Annotated in this window: 8 protein-coding genes; 4 read left to right on the top strand and 4 right to left on the bottom strand. The window is 64.5% G+C overall.

The genetic code is table 11. From position 1 onward, the window contains the following. Window positions 1-105 precede the first annotated feature (105 nt). The 3 genes from ACEN9O_RS20920 (at window position 106) to ACEN9O_RS20910 (ending at window position 2,555) form a co-directional block, all read left to right on the top strand. The gene (locus ACEN9O_RS20920) at window positions 106-1,131 is read left to right on the top strand and encodes a sulfate ABC transporter substrate-binding protein (RefSeq protein WP_495613742.1); all 1,026 of its coding nucleotides are present in this window, start codon (window positions 106-108) and stop codon (window positions 1,129-1,131) included. An 84-nt stretch (window positions 1,132-1,215) separates the two neighbouring features. Next, window positions 1,216-1,440, top strand: a complete 225-nt coding sequence (locus ACEN9O_RS20915) for a TOBE domain-containing protein (protein ID WP_495613741.1) — start codon at window positions 1,216-1,218, stop codon at window positions 1,438-1,440. Between the two features lie 242 nt (window positions 1,441-1,682). Next, the gene (locus ACEN9O_RS20910; protein WP_495613740.1) at window positions 1,683-2,555 is read left to right on the top strand and encodes a serine hydrolase; all 873 of its coding nucleotides are present in this window, start codon (window positions 1,683-1,685) and stop codon (window positions 2,553-2,555) included. 142 nt (window positions 2,556-2,697) lie between these two features. On the opposite strand, the gene recD is transcribed toward ACEN9O_RS20910, so the two are convergent. The 4 genes from recD to ACEN9O_RS20890 are packed head-to-tail and all read right to left on the bottom strand — an operon-like array spanning window position 2,698 to window position 14,994. After that, the gene (recD, locus tag ACEN9O_RS20905) at window positions 2,698-4,674 is read right to left on the bottom strand and encodes an exodeoxyribonuclease V subunit alpha (protein WP_495613739.1); all 1,977 of its coding nucleotides are present in this window, start codon (window positions 4,672-4,674) and stop codon (window positions 2,698-2,700) included. Beyond that, a complete protein-coding gene (gene recB, locus ACEN9O_RS20900; RefSeq protein ID WP_495613738.1) occupies window positions 4,664-8,416 on the bottom strand; it encodes an exodeoxyribonuclease V subunit beta in 3,753 nt (1,250 codons plus the stop codon). Before recB ends, recD begins: the two co-directional genes overlap by 11 nt. After that, window positions 8,413-11,829 (bottom strand): exodeoxyribonuclease V subunit gamma, encoded by a 3,417-nt coding sequence (gene recC / locus ACEN9O_RS20895; RefSeq protein WP_495613737.1) that lies wholly within the window; start codon window positions 11,827-11,829, stop codon window positions 8,413-8,415. Before recC ends, recB begins: the two co-directional genes overlap by 4 nt. A 36-nt stretch (window positions 11,830-11,865) precedes the next feature. Further along, window positions 11,866-14,994: a CHASE domain-containing protein gene (locus tag ACEN9O_RS20890; protein WP_495613736.1), complete on the bottom strand. Its 3,129-nt coding sequence runs from the start codon at window positions 14,992-14,994 to the stop codon at window positions 11,866-11,868. 195 nt (window positions 14,995-15,189) lie between these two features. On the opposite strand from ACEN9O_RS20890, the gene ACEN9O_RS20885 reads away from it, so the two are divergent. Next, on the top strand, window positions 15,190-16,800 hold the full coding sequence (locus ACEN9O_RS20885) for a CehA/McbA family metallohydrolase (protein WP_495613735.1): 1,611 nt from the start codon (window positions 15,190-15,192) through the stop codon (window positions 16,798-16,800). Window positions 16,801-16,846: the final 46 nt, after the last annotated feature.

Genomic DNA, 16,846 nt, shown 5'->3' with positions numbered 1-16,846 from the left:
TACTGAAAACCTCGTGACAAACATACCTTCTAAGCATATTACGAAAAATTCGTATCTTTTCCGGGCGAAATTTTACACCATGGCCGCCTGTTATTCCGAAAGCTCATGATGACCACCAAAAAACCTGCCCGCCGCCTGCTGATCTCCTCCTTCCTGGCCGCCTCCGCCGTGATGCTGGGCCTGCCATTGCAGGCCAGCGCGGCTGAAACCGTGCTGCTGAATGCATCCTACGACGTCGCACGCGAACTGTTCAAGGACATCAATCCCGTCTTCGTGGCAGACTGGAAGAAGAACACCGGCGAGACCATCAGCGTCAACCAATCGCACGGCGGCTCGTCCAAGCAAGCGCGCTCGGTGGCCGACGGCATGGAAGCGGCGGTGGTCACGATGAACCAGGCGAACGACATCGACATGCTGGCCGACAAGGGGCTGGTGGCGCAGGACTGGGCCAAGAAGTTTCCGCACAACGCCGCGCCCTTTTATTCGACCATGGTATTCCTGGTCCGCAAGGGCAATCCGCAACATATCAAGGACTGGGGCGACCTGGCCAAGCCCGGTGTCAAGGTGGTCATTCCCAACCCCAAAACCGCCGGCAACGGCCGCTACACCTACCTGGCGGCATGGGGTTCGGTGCTGAAAAAAGGCGGCACCGAAGCACAGGCGCGCGAGCTGGTGGGCAAGATCTTCAAGAACGTGCCAGTGCTGGACGCCGGCGGCCGCGGCGCCACCACCACCTTCACCCAGCGCGAAATCGGCGACGTGCTGGTGACCTTCGAAAACGAAGTGAACCTGGTGCGCGCCGAGTTCGGTAACAACTTCGAAGTGGTCTACCCGTCGATTTCCATCCTGGCCGAATCGCCGGTGGCGGTGGTCGACAAGGTGGTCGACCGGCGCGGCATCCGCAAGCAGGCCACCGGCTACCTGAACTTCCTGTACACCGAGCAGGCGCAGGACATCATCGCCAGGCACTACTTCCGCCCGCGCTCCGAGGCGGCGTTCAAGAAGTACAACGCCAACTTCCGTCAAATCACGCTGTTCACGGTAGATGACGTCTTCGGCGGCTGGAAATCGGCGCAGAAGAAGCATTTTGACGACGGCGGGGAATTCGACAAGATCTACCAGACCAAATAAGGATATACGGATCGATTCGTTTGCAAATGGCCCGGCTGGCCGTAATCTGGAAGCGTAGTAAATCAACCAGATAAAGGAAGCACGATGGCCATTTCTGAAATTAACGTACGTAACCAGTTCCGCGGCAAGATCAAGGAAATCATCTTTGGGCCGGTCGTTTCGGAAGTCGATGTCGAAACCCAGCACGGCATCGTCACCTCGGTGATCACCTCGCGCTCGATTCATGACCTGGATTTAAAGGTCGGCAGCGAAGTGATCGCCCTCGTCAAATCCACCGAAGTCTCGATCGCCAAGATCAGCAACAACTAAGTCCCAGCCGCCGCCGCGGCCATCACCAAACAAGAAGCCCTGAGCGCGCCCGTCTCAGGGCTTTTTCCATTCGGCTCACCCCAATGAAAATAAATAGAATCGTCGAGTTACATTCAATAGACGAGAAACCACTTTAATGTTATCTTCTATCCTCAGGGAATATTGCCGCACAGCTAGACTAGTTTTGCGCAGCGTCAACTTCTGACGCCCGATACACTCCTCTCTTTCCAAGAATACCTAACATGCTCAAGAAAATTGTCGCTGTATTGCTGAGTTCGTTTACTGCGGCTGCGCTCGCGGTACCGCTCGGCTCGCAGTCGGTGCTGGTCGTCGAAGACGGAACCGGCAAAGTGCTGCTCGAAAAAAATTCCAACGTTCAAGTCCCGATCGCCTCGCTGACCAAGCTGATGACCGCGATGGTGGTACTCGATTCCAAGCCGGACATGGATGCCCCCATCAGCATCGATAAAACCGACGTGGACACGCTCAAGCACAGCACTTCGCGGGTGCCGGTCGGCGCCGAGATCGCGCGCCGCGATGTGCTGCAACTTGCATTGATGTCGTCAGACAACCGCGCAGCCGCATCGCTGGCCCGTACCTATCCGGGCGGTCCCGCCGCGTTCAAACTGGCGGTCAATGCCAAGATCAAAGCCCTGGGCCTGACCCAGACCGTGATCGAAGAACCGACCGGTCTGTCGCCCAATAACCGCTCGACCGCCACCGACCTGGTCAAAATGGCAACAGCCGCTTCGGCCTATCCGGACATCCGCCGCATCACCACCGACACCAAGGATGTGATCAATATCAAAGGTCGCCAGGTTGAGTATCACAACACCAACCGACTGGTCGGTGCCAAGGGTTGGGACGTCGGTTTGTCCAAGACAGGCTACACCGAAGAAGCCGGCCGCTGCCTGATCATGCGCTTCAAGTCTGCGGGCAAGAATGCCACGTTGGTGTTGCTCAACGCCAAGGCCAACTCGGCCCGATTGATGGATGCATTCAATATCCGCCGCTTCGTAGCCGGTCCGGATGGGGAACCAAAAGTCATGAAGGCTTCCGTCACCCACCACAAAAAAGCCGCCAGGACGAGCAAGCGCCACCGCCGCGCGGCCTGATCTTTTCAGCCTGCCGAAACGACAACCGGACCCGAGGGTCCGGTTTTTTTTGCCCTCAGCAAGCTAGTTTTTGGTATTTATATGCCAATTTCTAGCATGGTTTAGCTATGACGAGGCCTTGAACAGGCATCGTACGGAGGGATTAGTTGCCGAGCAAAGTACGCAGGCCGCTGGCCCGCTGGGTGCGCTGGGCGATGGCGTCGAGCAGCACCTGGCTGTTCGGCGTGAGTAACGTGAAGTAGTCGCGCGCGCGCGTGATGCCGGTGTAAATCAGCTCGCGCGCGAGCATGCCGCCGCTGTCCTTAGGCAACACCAGCACCGTATGCTGGAATTCAGAACCTTGTGATTTATGCACCGTCATGGCAAACGCCGTCTCTACATTACGTAGCCGTGTGGCAAGAACACTGCGCACATTGTCGCCTTCCGAGAAGTAGACGCGCAGCACGCCAGGACGTGCCGGATCGGGTAAAGTCAGGCCAATGTCGCCGTTGAAAACGCCAGTGCCGTAGTCGTTGCGCGTCACCATGACCGGGCGGCCGACGTACCATTCGCCGCTTCTTCGCAGTAATCCGGCGGACTGCAATCTTTGTTCAATGACATCATTCAATCCAGCAACACCCCACTCGCCTTCGCGCACCGCGCACAGAATCCGGAAGGTTTCAAAGCTGGTCAGCACGGATTTCACCCATGCAAGATGTACGATCTCATCGCCTTCCGGCACTCCATTCCTGATCATTTTCAGGTAAGCCTGGTAGCCACCGGCGGCGTCGGCGCGGCCCGCCAAGGCCAGTTGCAACAGGTCGGCGGACTGTGCCGGATCGATCCAGGCCACCTTGCCTTCAGTGCCTTCACGCAATATTTGTAGTGCAGAGGCAGCATTTCCGGCATTCACGGCCAGCGCCAGCGCGCCGATCGGGCCGCCGAAACGCCGGCTTTCGCGCAACATGACGGTCTGCTGGGCAATGGGTCCGCCGTCACCGGCGAAGCTCTCGGGGATCTGCTGGCCGGCGCTCGCTTGCACATAAGACAAGGTTTCCGACTCGTAGCCGCCCGCTTCCGCGTTGTGGCACAGGTCGCCCAAGACCGCGCCAGCCTCCACCGATGCCAGCTGATCCTTATCGCCAAGCAAGATCAGCGTCGCGCTCGCAGGCAAGGCGGCCAGCAATGCTGACATCATTTCCAGGTGGATCATTGACGCCTCATCAACAATCAACACGTCGACGTCCAGTTGATTGCCGGCGTTGTGCTGGAACGCCCGGGTATCCGGCCGGGCGCCAAGCAGGCTGTGCAAGGTTCGCGCCGCGCCCATGCGAGCCGCCAATTCGCGCAACGGCAGCGCCGCGCCGACTTTTTCGGCCAGATCATCCAGCGCGGTGTCAATCGATTGCTTGAGCCGGGCCGCCGCCTTGCCGGTCGGAGCGGCCAGCGCCACGCGCAGGCCGGACTGGCGCTCACCCGCAGTGGCAAACAGCAAGGCCAGCAACCGCGCCACCGTGTAAGTTTTGCCGGTGCCGGGGCCGCCGGTGATGATGCCAAGCTTGCCGCGCATGGCCACCGCGCAGGCGATTTTCTGCCAATCGGTAGTGCCGCCGCGCGGTGCGTGCGGGAACAGGATGTCCAGCCAGTGCCGCACAGCGGCCGTGCTGGCCTCGGCGTCGAGGGCGATCAGACCGCCCAGCGCGCGGCCGCGCACGGCTTCGGCGACCAATGTTTCATCGCGCCAATAGCGACGCAGGTAGAGGCGCTCGCCGTCCAGCACCAGCGGTTGCTGGAAATCCAGGTCGCCCACCGGCCAGACCTGGTCGCAGCCCGACAGCAGCGCCCGCCAGGCGGCCGCGTTCTTCGGCCAGGCACCGACTGCATCGCGCAGCGTGCGCCATTCGTCGCTGGTCCAACCCAGCTGGCCGGATGGATCGCCAGCCAATTCGTCGAGCATCAGACAGCTGTGTCCCCGCCCCTCAAGTTCCGACAACAGCACGCAAACCGCCATCAATTGTGGCGAACTTTCGCCTACCGACGCAATAAACCGCGCAAAAGCCCCGCTCAGGCGGCGCAGCTGGCCGTTTTCGGTCAAGGCATCAACCTGCTCGAACAGGGCGGCGGACATTTCAATACTCATGCGGTGCCTCAGCTTGCGCGACGCCGGACTCATCCAGCAACCGATCCAGCCCGGCGAGCAGCTCTGGATCAGGTTCTATCAGGTAACAACCGCGCGTTTGCTGGTTCGCAATGCCGCGCAGGAACAGGAAAATCGCACCGCCCAGATGCTCGGCCGGGTCATACTGCTCGCCAAGCCGGCTTTGCAGCAGCCGGTGCAGCGCCAGCATGTAGATCGCGCCCTGAATATCGTAGCGATGCTCGGCCATCGCCGCCACCAGTGCCGGCTGGTGATAGGCCGAGTCGCCCGCGCCCAGCGCGTTCGATTTGTAGTCCAGCACCCAGAACCGGCCCTCATGCTCGAACACCAGGTCGGCAAAGCCTTTCAACATTCCATGCAGCTGACGCTCCGGCAGCGCCGGCCGCGCCACGCCGCCCAGCAGATGCGTCGCGCACAGGCTATCCAGCGCACCGGTGCTCAGGCGCTCGCTGGGGAACCAGAACTCCATCTCCGGCAGCGGCGAGGCGATGGCGCTCAGCGGTGCGCCGAGATACGGCAAGGTGGTGCCGGCGATCTCGCGCAGCCACGCCAGCGTATCCTCCAGACGATTCCCCCAGCCGGCGCGCTCCACTCGTCGCGTCAGGCGCGCTTCAAAGTGTTCGTGATCGACGATGGCAAAGCCCTCCTGCCCCATCCACTCCAGCTGCTCGTGCAGGAAGTTACCCGGCACCGAGCCACGCGGGAAACGGTGCCAGGGCGCGTCTTCCACGCGGGTCGGCAGCGCGATCGCCGGCATGCCGGCGCCTTCCAGCAGGTTCTCCTGCAAGCCGTCGCGCGGCACCGGCATGGACGGCCCGGCACTGCCGATAGTGCCGGTCGGCCCGGTGCGCCGTGCCAGCGAACTGAAACTGCCCACCGACCAATCGCGCTCGAAACGGCCGCTGTAAAGCTGCGGCTCCAGCAACGGCGGGCGTTGTTCGATGCGGCTCAGGCGCGTGAACTGCTGCATCGCCATCTCCAGCGTCTCGATGCTGATGCCGTCGCAGCCTTTGCACGCGTGGCCCCAACGCTCCATCATCAGGTCCGATGGCAGCGCCTCGCCGCCGGTCAGCAGATAGCCGAGAGCCGATTCATGCAGCGTGTTGTCGCCTGCCTTGCGCGCAGCCAGCGCCGTCACGCCCAGCCACAGGAAGTGGCGCGCGCGGGTCAGCGCCACGTACAGCAGGCGCAGGTCCTCCTGCAGGCGCGCGCGTTCGACCAGCTCCATCGCGGTGTCGGTCAGCGCCATGTCGATCTGGCGCACGCCATCTTCATCGCTGAACTCGAAGAAGCTGCGGTTGCGTCGCTCCACCTTGCGCGCCGTGACGGCGAACGGCAGATACACCAGCGGATACTCCAGCCCTTTCGATTTGTGGACTGTGACGACCTTCACCAACTCCGCATCGCTTTCCAGCCGCAGCACGCGTTCGTCGCCGGCGCCCTCGCCGCCTTCGATCTGCTCGGCGAGCCAGCGTATCAGCGCCTGCTCGCCATCCAGCTGGCGGCTGGCCGATTGCAGCAGCTCCGCCAGGTGCAGCAGATTGGTCAGGCGCCGCTCGCCGCCCGGCTGCTGGAGCAAGGCCGCCGGCAGTTTCAGTTCATGGATGAAGCGGCGAAGCATCGCCAGCACGCCCTGCCGCTGCCATACGATGTGCAGCGCCTTGAGCTGCTCGACGCGCGCTTCCCACGCCAGTTCGTCCGACGACAGCAGCGCCAGTTCCGACAGCGGCAGTCCGGTGGTGCGGGTGGCGAAGGCGGCGCGTGCCAGAGCGCCATCCAGCGGACTGGCGACGGCCGACAACCAGCGCAGCAGATCGGCGGCTTCCTCGCTGTCGGTCACGGAGTCCTTGTCCGACAAATAGACGCTGGCGACCTGACGCCGTTGCAGCGCGCGGCGTATGGCAGCGGCCTCCTTGCGGTCGCGCACCAGCACGGCGATATCGGCCGGTTGCAGGCGCACGAAACCTTTCGGACCGTCGAAGCCCGCGCGCTCGTCGTTGAGCTGCGCGACGATATGCTCGGCGCAGTGCCAGGCGAAGAATTCGCGGTAGCTGTCCGCCTTCAGGTCCTGCGTGGCGCTGCAGGCGATGACCAGCGCCGGCACATCGCCCGCCGCGTTGACCATGCGCTCGCCGCGCCCTTTGGCGCCGACCGCCTCGAACGGCAGCGGATTCACGCGCGTGCCGGGATCGCGGAAGCGGAAGGCGCCGCGTCCGAAGCCTCCTTCCGCCGGCTGGCCCTCGGCATACATGAACAGGTGATTGACGGCGTCCACCACCGGCTTGGTCGAGCGGTAGTTGGTGCCCAGCTGGTAGTGGCGGCCGGTGGTCGCCGTGCGCGCGGAGAGGTAGCTGTGGATGTCGGCGCCACGGAAGCCGTAAATCGACTGCTTCGGATCGCCGATCAGGAACAGGCCCGTCTCGGCATCGTTGTCCGCCACGCGGTACAGCAGGTTGAAGATCTGGTACTGGTTGGGCGCCGTGTCCTGGAACTCGTCGACCATCGCCACCGGGTACTGGTCGGTGATGCGCTTGCGCAGCGCGGCGGCGTTTTCGCCTTGCAGCGCCGCGTTCAGACGATCCAGCATGTCGGCGAAGCCGAACTGGCGACTGCGTTTCTTCAGTTCGTCCATGCGCTTGGCGACAGCGCCGGCGGCGTGGCGGTACAGCGCGTGCGACAAAGGTTCGATTTCTTCCAGCGCTTTCTTCAGCGGTTCGATGGCATCGAAATCGTCGGGGATCGAAGCCGTGTAGCCTTTTGAAAAAGCGTCTTCGAGACCGTGCGGCGTCAGGCGCTTCCAGGCGGTGTCCGAGATGTCGGGCATGACCATGGCCGTGTCCTCGGCCCAGGCACGCAGGCCGTTGAACCAGCTGACCAGCGAATCGGCGCGCATCTTGTTACCGTTGAAGCATTTGGGCGACAGCACGCGTTCAGTGGCGATCCATTGTTCCATGCGGTTGGCGCGCTCGATCCATCCGGCCTTCAGGCCAGCCAACTGCGCCTGCTGCTCGCGCTGGACGGTGGCGATCAGCTCACCCAACGATTCAATGCGCGCGCCTTCGCCGATGATGTCGGCGCGCTTGACCAGCTCCCGTATCGACTTCTTCAACGCGCCCACATCGCCCCAGCACGACAGCAGCGCGTCCAGCGACACGGCGTTGAGCGGATAGACCTGCTGGCGCCAGTAATCGTGCGCGGCGTCCTCGAACAAAGCCTGCTCATCGCTGACCAGCTCCTCGTCGAACAAGCTGCCGCTGTCGAAGGCGTGCTCGCGCAACATGCGCTGGCACCAGGCGTCGATGGTGAAGATCGCCGCTTCGTCCATCGTCTCCGCCGCCAGCATCAGGCGGTGCGCGGCTTGCTGCTGCTCACTGTGGCTCGGGTAGGACTCGAGGATGGCGTCCAGGTACTCGTCGCGCGCAACACCGCTGCCCGCCCCCAGGCCCATCGCCGAATAGCCGCGGAAGTAAGCCGCCGCCTCCACCAGCCGCTCGCGCACGCGGTTCGACAGCTCGCGCGTTGCGGCGCGGGTGAAGGTCATCACCAGGACATCGGCCGGCAGCAAGGGCCGCCGATAGGCGTTGTCGCCGCCGTGACCCAGCACCAGCCGCACGTACAGCGCGGCGATGGTCCAGGTCTTGCCCGTGCCGGCGCTGGCCTCGATCAGGCGCGAGCCGTGCAGCGGGAAGCTCAAGGGGTCCAGCGAATTAGCCGTGCTGCTCATGCTGCGTCCTCACCGTCGATGGGGTCTATCGTGATGGAGTGTTCCAGCCAGTCCGCCAACGGTCCGTAGAGCGCTTGCGACACATCGACAAAATCCGGCTCGGCGCTGAGCGCCGCGAAGTCCGGCCACAGGCGGGCCAGGCACAGGTCCTCGTTCTCGCCGGAGATCTCGAAACCGCCGTCGTACACGCCGCGCGGATCGCCTTCCTGCGCCAGCGCCAGAGCGGTCTTGCAAGCGGTCGGCAAGGGACGGTTCATGCCATCGCGCCACAGGCAGACCAGCTCCCGCAAGGCTTCCAGCGCGTCGGCCTGCGCCAGCGGCTTCATGCTGACGATGGCGTCGCGCGCCACCAGGTAGCCGGCGACCGGCATTCCGGCCGCCGCCACAGCCAGCTGGCGCAGCCACATGGCGATTAATTTATCGCCGCGCGGCCTGCCCTGCTTGTCCGTCACCTTGGACGACATTTGCGCCAGCCATACGGTCTCGCTGCCGTTGCTGCGCAGCTGGTCGATCCAGTCGTCGATCTGCACACCGGCCAGCTGGAGATTCAGCGGCACCTTAGGCGCCGGCAGCTCGTAGCTCGCGCGCAGCGTCAGCCACGCGCAGCGCACCGGCACCAACGCCTGCACCAACTGATGCTGGTACTGCTGGCCGATCAAGCCTATTGGTAGCACTCCCTCGCGCGCCAGCCGTTCCGCGCGCTCGGTCATCTTGTTGTAGACCTGGTCGAGTTCTTCCGGCTCGGCGCCGTCGTCGAGCATCGTATCTTCGAGCAGATAGCGTTCCAGCGCGTTCAGGGAGAACGGCTCCTCGTCCTCGCCCACCAGCGCGGCGTCGCCGAACATCACGCCGAGACGCTGACGGAAGAAGAAGCGTACCGGCTGGCGCATGAAATTGTTCAGGCTGATCAGTTTCAGGCGGAATTTATCGTCGATGTCGAACGGCGGCAGCTCGGCGGCAGCGGCGTCGCCGGCCTCCTCGCCGTGCGCTTCTCGCCATTCGCGCGCATACGTCAGCAGGCCGCCATCCTCGAAGTAGCGGCGACTGAACGGCTGCAAGGCATGCTCCGTGGTGCGCACGTGCAGATCGAGCTGCCAGCCGTTGACCAGGTAATCGCGCAGCTGCGACACCAGCACCGACGGCGGTTGCTCGCTGTTGTCGCGCACATTGCGTCCGACCCAGCTGATATACAGCTTGTCGCGCGCGGCCAGCAGCGCCTCCAGCATCAGGTAGCGGTCGTCGTCGCGGCGCGAGCGGTCGCCGGGACGCGCCATGCCCGGTTGCGCCAGCAGGTCGAAATCGGCCTTGGGCGCGCGGCGCGGGAAGTCGCCATCGTTCATGCCCAGCAGGCAGACCACGCGGAACGGCACGGCGCGCATCGGCATCAGCGTACAGAAGGTCACGCCGCCGGAGACGAATTGGTGGTTCAGCGTCGGCTCGTCCAGTAAACCCAACCACGCCTCGCGCAGCACCGCCAGCGGCACCGCCTCATCGTACTGCGCACCTTCGCAGGTCTCCAGCCAGTTGTTGAGCGCATCGTCCAGATGCGCCAGCGTCAGGCGGTCGCCCTCCTCGCCGGCTTTGAAGAAGGCCGCCAGCAAGGCGCGCGCTTGCACGCCCCACTCAGCCGGCGAGCGCGATTGCACCAGCACGGCGCGCCAGTGCAGCAGCGCCTCGACCAGCTGCGCCAGCGATCCGGCCAGCGCGGCATCCAAGCCGCCTACTTCGCCATAGGCCTCGATACCGGCAAAGGCCGCATCTTCGCCGCTGGCGTAACCGAGCAGCATGCGGCGCACGCCGAACAGCCAGGAATTCTGCTCGCCCGCCGCGCCCAGGCCAAGGCCGGCACGGTGTTCGGTATCGAGCCCCCAGCGCACGCCCGCGCCCTCGATCCACAGGCCCAGCGTCGGCAGGTCGTCTTCGTTCAAACCGAAGCGCGCGGCCAGCGCCGGCACGTCCAGCAGGTCGCGCACCTCGCTCTGGCGGCAGCGCTGTTGCGGCAATCGCAGCAGCCATTCCAGCGCCACCAGCAGCGGATTGACGCTGCGGTCGTTGACGTCGCCGATTTCAAACGGGATGTAGCGCGGATCGCTGCGGCGGTACTGCGCGAACACCGCGTGGATGGCGGCGGTGAAGGTGTCGATGTCCGGCACCATCACCACCACGTCGCGCGGACGCAGGCCGCTGCCGTCGGCGAACATGGCCAGCAGCTGGTCGTGCAGCACCTCCACCTCGCGCTGCACGCTGTGGGTGACGTGGAATTCGATGGAGCGGTCATCGTCCGGCGGCGGCGCCTGCGGATGTTCGGACAGCGGCAGCAGGTCGCGTATCGCCGCCTGCACCTGCGACAGCAAGGTATCGCCCTCGCCGTCGCTGAACAGGTCGATGCGCAGCGGCGCGACTTCGTCGTTTTCAGCTGCCGCGGCGGCCGAGGCCTCGTCGAATTCGTCCAGCATGCGGATGAAGTCACGGCCCTGCCGCCCCCAGCTGGCCAGCAGCGGGTGGCTGTGCGCATGCAGCTCCTCCAGCGGTATCGCGCCCAGGTCCTGGCCGTTGCGCAGCTGCTGGCGGCGGTGCGCGGTGCGCAGCAGCTCGCGGCCTTCGATGATATCGCCCCAATAGAACTGGCAAGGGTTGGGTACCGCCAGCAGCACCTGCGTATGGCGCGACAGCGAGGCCAGCGCCTGCAGGCTTTGGTACGGCAGCGCCGAAACGCCGAAGATCACGATGCGGCGCGGCAGGCGGCCCAGCGGTTCCTCGCCGGCGGCGCAGGCGCGCACGAATTCGGTGTGGACGGTGGCGCGGCCCAAATCCCGTTCGTGCGGCTCGACATCGGCGATCACCGCGCGCCACAACTGGCCTTGCCAGCGCTGGTCTTCCGGCAGCGGCTGCGCGTCGTTGCGGGCAGAATTGGTCATAACCTGCATCTGATCGCGGCCCTGGGCCCAATCGTCCAGCCAGTCGGCGCGATAGACCTGGTATTGATCGAACAAGTCGGCCAGGCGTTCGGCCAGTTGCAGCCGGCGTTCCGCCTCGCCGTCGGCCAGGAAGTGGCGCAGCGGCGTGAACACGGGATCGGCCAGCAAGGTGGGCAGCAGGCGCATCAGGCGCCAGGTCAGCGGGCCCTTGTCGAAGGCGGAGCGCACCGGCACGCGCTCGCGCCCCAGCATGCCGCGATAGGTCTCCCACAAGAAGCGCGCCGGCAGCGCCACGCGGGTGGCGGCGCAGACCCGCATCTCCTGGGCCAGCGCGATCTTCAGCCACTCGGCCACGCCGTTCGACTGCACCAGGATGGTTTCCGATTCGAGCGCGCCCAGCGGATGATTGCGCAGCCATTGGAACACCGCTGCGCGCAGCTGCTCCATTTGATTACCGTGCAAGATCAGCAAGCCGGGGGTGATACTCGAATGCATAGGGCTCTTTGTGGGAATAGAGCCCGTATTATCGCTCTAGCCGGGATCGTAGGCCAGCAGTTCCTGCTCCATGCGCTGGTTCAGCAGCGCCAGCATGGCGTGCAGTTGCTGCACCAGCTGGCGGGCGTTGGCACAGTCGGCGTCGTGCCGCACGTTTTCCAGCGCCAGGCACAGGTTCCCGAAGCGCATCGCGCCCACCGCGCGGGCGGAGGATTTGATGCGGTGCCCCAGTTCGGACAACTGCAGCAGGTCTTCCTGCGCCAGTGCCGCGTCGACCTCACGCAGTCCCTCGCGCGCCGAGTCCAGGAACAGAAACGCGTACTTGCGCATCTTGTCGGCCTTGCCGCCGAAGGTCTGCGCCAGCGCGGCGACATCGAGCAGCTCCGCTTCATCCGGCCTCGAAGCCGGCGGCGGTGCCGGCGTCTCAACCCGCGCGGCAGGTAGCTCCGCGCCTGGCGCCATCGCCCGCACCGGCCCTTGCAGCGGCGCGGCCGCGCCATCGGCCATCGTGAAGTAGGACGGCGGCGGCGGCGCCAACGGCCGCGCGAAGCTGGCCGTGCGCGCCCGTTGGCTCATCCACCGGGACAGCATATTGAACAGCAGCTTGGGCGCGATCGGCTTGGTGACAAATTCGTCCATGCCCGCGCCCAGACAGCGCTCCTGGTCGTCGCGGCCGGCGTTGGCGGTCATCGCGATGATCAGCGTGGCCGACAGTTTCGGATGGGCGCGGATCAGGCGCGTGGTCTCGTAACCGTCCATCACCGGCATCTGCACGTCCATCAGCACGCAATCGAAGCGCTCCTTGAGCAGCAGGTCGATCGCCTCCTTGCCGTTGTTGGCCACGCAGACGGTGGCACCGGCGTCCTCCAGCAGCTCCTGGCCCACCTGCTGGCTGAAGATATTGTCCTCGACCAGCAGGATGGAGGCGCCGCGTATGCTGTCCAGCACATCCGGCTGCACCGACTCGTCGCTCGCCAGCAGCATGCTGACGCCCTTGGCCAGCCGCGCCGTGAACCAGAAGGTGCTGCCGGCGCCGGGATGGCTGTCGACGCCGACGCCGCCGCCCATCAGTTCCGCCAGCTGCTTGCTGATGACCAGTCCCAGGCCGGTGCCGCCGTAGCGGCGCGTGGTCGAGGTATCGGCCTGGTGGAAGGACTGGAACAGCTGCTCCAGCTGGTCCGGCGACATGCCGATGCCGTGGTCCTCGACTTCGAAGCGCACCAGGATATGGCCGTCGCGCTCCTCCAGCGGCCGCGCGCGCACATACACCTTGCCGTTTTCCGAGAACTTGATGGCGTTGCTGGTGAAGTTCAGCAGCACCTGCTCCAGCCGCAGCGGATCGCCGCGCAGCTGCTGCGACAGTCCCGGCCAGATCTCGTACACCAGCTCCAGCCCCTTGGCTGCCGCGCTCTCGCCCAGCTGGCTGGACATATTGGACAGCAGCGAATCGAGCGAGAAGTCCAGCACCTCCAGGTCCATCTTGCCCGCTTCGATCTTGGAGAAGTCCAGGATGTCGTTGATGATGCCCAGCAGGTGCTGGCCCGAATGGTAGATCTTCTGCAGGTAGTCGCGCTGCTTGGGATGCGTGACCGACTTCAGCGCCAGGTGGGCCATGCCGATGATGCTGTTCATCGGCGTGCGGATCTCGTGGCTCATATTGGACAGGAAATCGCTCTTGGCCTGGTTGGCGATGTCGGCTTCCTCCTTCAGCTGATGCAGCTCGGTGACGTCGGTCGACAGGCCGATGACAACGGTGACCGCGCGGTCTATCTCCACCGGCACCTTCACGGTCCACAGGTGCTGCACCACGCCGTCGCGGCCCACGTACCGGGTCTCGCCGGAGCGCTTGACGTTATCGGCGAACACCGGCCGTTCCTGCGCCCACGCGGCGTCGGCGACGGCGGCCGGCATCAGCTCACGATCGAGCTTGCCGACGATCTGGTCCACCGGCAGGCCCATCGAATCGGCCATCTTGGCGTTGACGTAAATGTAGCGGCGCTTCTGATCCTTCATGTAGACGTGGGCGTCGACGTTGTTGAGCACCGTGTCGAGCAGCACGCCCTGCTTCAGCGCGCGGCGGCGCGAAGAGTACAGCACGAAGAAGTAACTGTACAGCAGCATGGTGCCGGCGAAACCGGTCAGGCCGGAGACCCACGGGAAATACAGATCGAATCGCGTCAACAGTTCGGATTTCCTGACCTGGAACTGCGCCTTCCACAGGCTGCCATTGAAATCGATCGGCAGTATCGACTCGAAGTATTCACCGCGTGCCGCAGCCGGAATGGCCGCCGCCTGCATCGAGCCGTTGTCGTTGAACAGCAGGCGGTCGCTCTTTTCGATCACCAGGCGGCGCTGGTCGACCTCCTTGCTGCCATCGGCATACACCATCAGGTGCACCTGGCGCACCGTCATCTCGTCGATGGCACCCTGCACCAGCTTGGACACGCTGAAGCCGATGCCGACCGATCCCATATAAGCCGTGCGCCGGCCCTCCACATCGGCCACCGGCATATTGCGGCGATAGACCGGCAAGCGGATGCCCAGGCCGGTGTGCGGCGACGGATGCCGGATCACGATGGGCTGGCCCGAGGCGCTGACCTGGCCGCTGTCGCGCGAGGCCGCCACCAGTTTGTCGACAATAGGATTGGCGACCACGTCGACGCCCATCTTCTCGTCCATCATCGACGCCGGTTCCAGATAGGTCAGCGGAGCGTAATGCAGCCGCCGGCCCGGCGGTTTGATGTCGAAGTCCGGATAGCCCTGCGGCGACATGCTGCGGTCCGCACGCACGCGGGCGACGAAAGCGTCGCGCTGCGCGTCGGGCACCAGCGGCGCCCAGGTCACCGCCTCGATGGCCGGGAAGTGGTGCGGAATATCCAGGCTGGCCACGTATTGATGAAACTGCAGGCGCGTCAGATCGTCGCTGGTCTGGAACAGCGCCACCAGGCCGCGCGTCAGATCGGAATACGATTTGATGCGGGCCGAAATGCCGTATTGCGTGCTGCGCGCCAGGTTCTCGAAACGCTGGCTGGCGTCGTCGTCGACCGTCTTCGCCGCGGCGCCGTACAGGCCCGCGCCGACGGCCAGCGCCAACGCGACACCCGCCAGCCAGAACAACAGGCGGGGGCTGCGGACCGCTTCCGTCGCGTTACCCGATTTGAGCATGCGCCATCACTTTAGGTCGATAAATTTGCGGAAAATTTTGCATCACAGCAGCATACTATTAATGCCGCTCGGGAACCAGTGAAACAATTGGAGAGAATTCACCAATAATTCGCACCAAATTCAAGGGAACCATATGCAGCAAGGCGCGCTCTAAAGGATGAGGCCGGCAATCGCCGGCGTTGCGGGAGACTCATCATGCGCGCGCCAACCATGATAGCGGTATTTTTCTCAAGCATCATCGCCATGCCGATAACAGGTCATGCGACAACTGTTGACCACCACGAATTCGACGCTTGGCTGGAGGCCCCCTTCCAGGCAGACGCGCACGGCGCGCGCACGCTGGCGCTGCACTTTACCGCGCCCGAGCCGCAGCCGGGCGACACCGTGCGCTGGCGCCTGGCCCTGCTGGCCGCGGACGGCCGCACGCTGCGCAGCTGGCGCGGCGCGCTGCCAATGGCCGAGGCCGCACGTGACGCGGCCGATGTGGCCATCCGCTGGCGCACGCCGCCGACGATGCGCCACGGCATCTACAGCTTGCGCCTGCGGGCCAGTACGGGCGATGGCCCCGTTGTCGAACAAAGCTGGAGCGTGATGGTCGGCCAGCGCCGCGCGCCGCTGGCGTCCAGGCTGGCACCGACGGCGGTGGAAACGCTCCCCTACACCGTCTACCTGGGCAACCTGCACAGCCAGACCAATCACAGCGATGGCGGCGGCGCGCTCGACCACTGCACCGGCGCGCAGCCGCCGCAAAGCGCCGCGCTGGGACCATCGGACGCTTATGCCTACGCTCAGCAGCACGGCCTGGATTTCCTGATGACGTCCGAGCACAACCACATGTACGACGGCTCGGACGGCAGCAACCCCGCCGCCGACCCGGCCGCCGCCAAGGCGCTGTACCAGGGCGGGCTGCAAGCGGCCGCCGCGTGGAACCAGGCCCATCCGGGCTTTGTCGCCATCTACGGCCAGGAATGGGGCGTCATCAGCCACGGCGGCCACCTCAACATCCTCAACAGCGAACAGTTGCTGGGCTGGGAACGCAACGCCCTCGGCGAGCTGATCGCCGATACGGAAAGTCCCAGGGGCGACTACGCCTTCCTGTACAAATTGATGCGCGAACGCGGCTGGGTGGGCCAGTTCAACCATCCGCAGGACGAGCAGTTCGCCATCCAGGGCAAGCCGCTGGCCTGGAACGCCGACGGCGACCAGGCCATGCTGCTGTGCGAGGTGATGAACAGCAGCGCCTTCTCGGCCCGCAGCGATGAAACGGAAACCCACCTGAGCAACTACGAAGCGGCCTGCGACAAGCTGCTGGAGGCCGGCTACCATGTCGCCTTCAGCAGCGACCAGGACAACCATTGCGCCAACTGGGGCGCGTCCTACAGCAACCGCACCGGCGTGCTGCTGCCGCCCGGCGCGCCGCTGGACGGCCCCAGCCTGCTGGCCGCGCTGCGCGATCGTCGCGTATTTGCCACGATGGATAAGAACGCCAGGCTGGTCCTGACCGCCAACGGCCACCTGATGGGCGAGCGCTTCGTCAATCGCGGCAAGCTGACGTTGCAAGCGAACTACGCCAGCACGGGCGGACACGGCGCAGCGGCCATCGCCATCTTCCACGGCGTGCCCGGACGGAACGGTAAAGTTACCCTGCTCAGAAACAGGGCCCGCAACGTGGTCCAGCCCGCCGTCGGCGAGCATTTTTATTACGCCAGAGTGACGCAGGACGATGGCAAAATGCTGTGGAGCGCGCCTGTTTGGGTCAGCCAGACAGCCCGCAATCGTGCGCTGCGGAATATTGAATTCCGATAATATTTTTTTTGGTAAAAATATTCTACATGGCGATTGTCATATTGAT

The sequence above is a fragment of the Duganella sp. Dugasp78 genome, from assembly GCF_059491455.1.
Note: the sequence above shows the minus strand (reverse complement) of the source record. Positions and strands in the feature narration are given on the sequence as shown.

What these genes read in the sequence shown, in the direction of transcription:
- recD (WP_495613739.1), bottom strand. Translation starts at nt 4,674, where the DNA reads ATGAGTATTGAAATGTCCGCCGCCCTGTTCGAGCAGGTTGATGCCTTG.
- recB (WP_495613738.1), bottom strand. Translation starts at nt 8,416, where the DNA reads ATGAGCAGCACGGCTAATTCGCTGGACCCCTTGAGCTTCCCGCTGCAC.
- ACEN9O_RS20915 (WP_495613741.1), top strand. Translation starts at nt 1,216, where the DNA reads ATGGCCATTTCTGAAATTAACGTACGTAACCAGTTCCGCGGCAAGATC.
- recC (WP_495613737.1), bottom strand. Translation starts at nt 11,829, where the DNA reads ATGCATTCGAGTATCACCCCCGGCTTGCTGATCTTGCACGGTAATCAA.
- ACEN9O_RS20885 (WP_495613735.1), top strand. Translation starts at nt 15,190, where the DNA reads ATGCGCGCGCCAACCATGATAGCGGTATTTTTCTCAAGCATCATCGCC.
- ACEN9O_RS20920 (WP_495613742.1), top strand. Translation starts at nt 106, where the DNA reads ATGATGACCACCAAAAAACCTGCCCGCCGCCTGCTGATCTCCTCCTTC.
- ACEN9O_RS20910 (WP_495613740.1), top strand. Translation starts at nt 1,683, where the DNA reads ATGCTCAAGAAAATTGTCGCTGTATTGCTGAGTTCGTTTACTGCGGCT.
- ACEN9O_RS20890 (WP_495613736.1), bottom strand. Translation starts at nt 14,994, where the DNA reads ATGCTCAAATCGGGTAACGCGACGGAAGCGGTCCGCAGCCCCCGCCTG.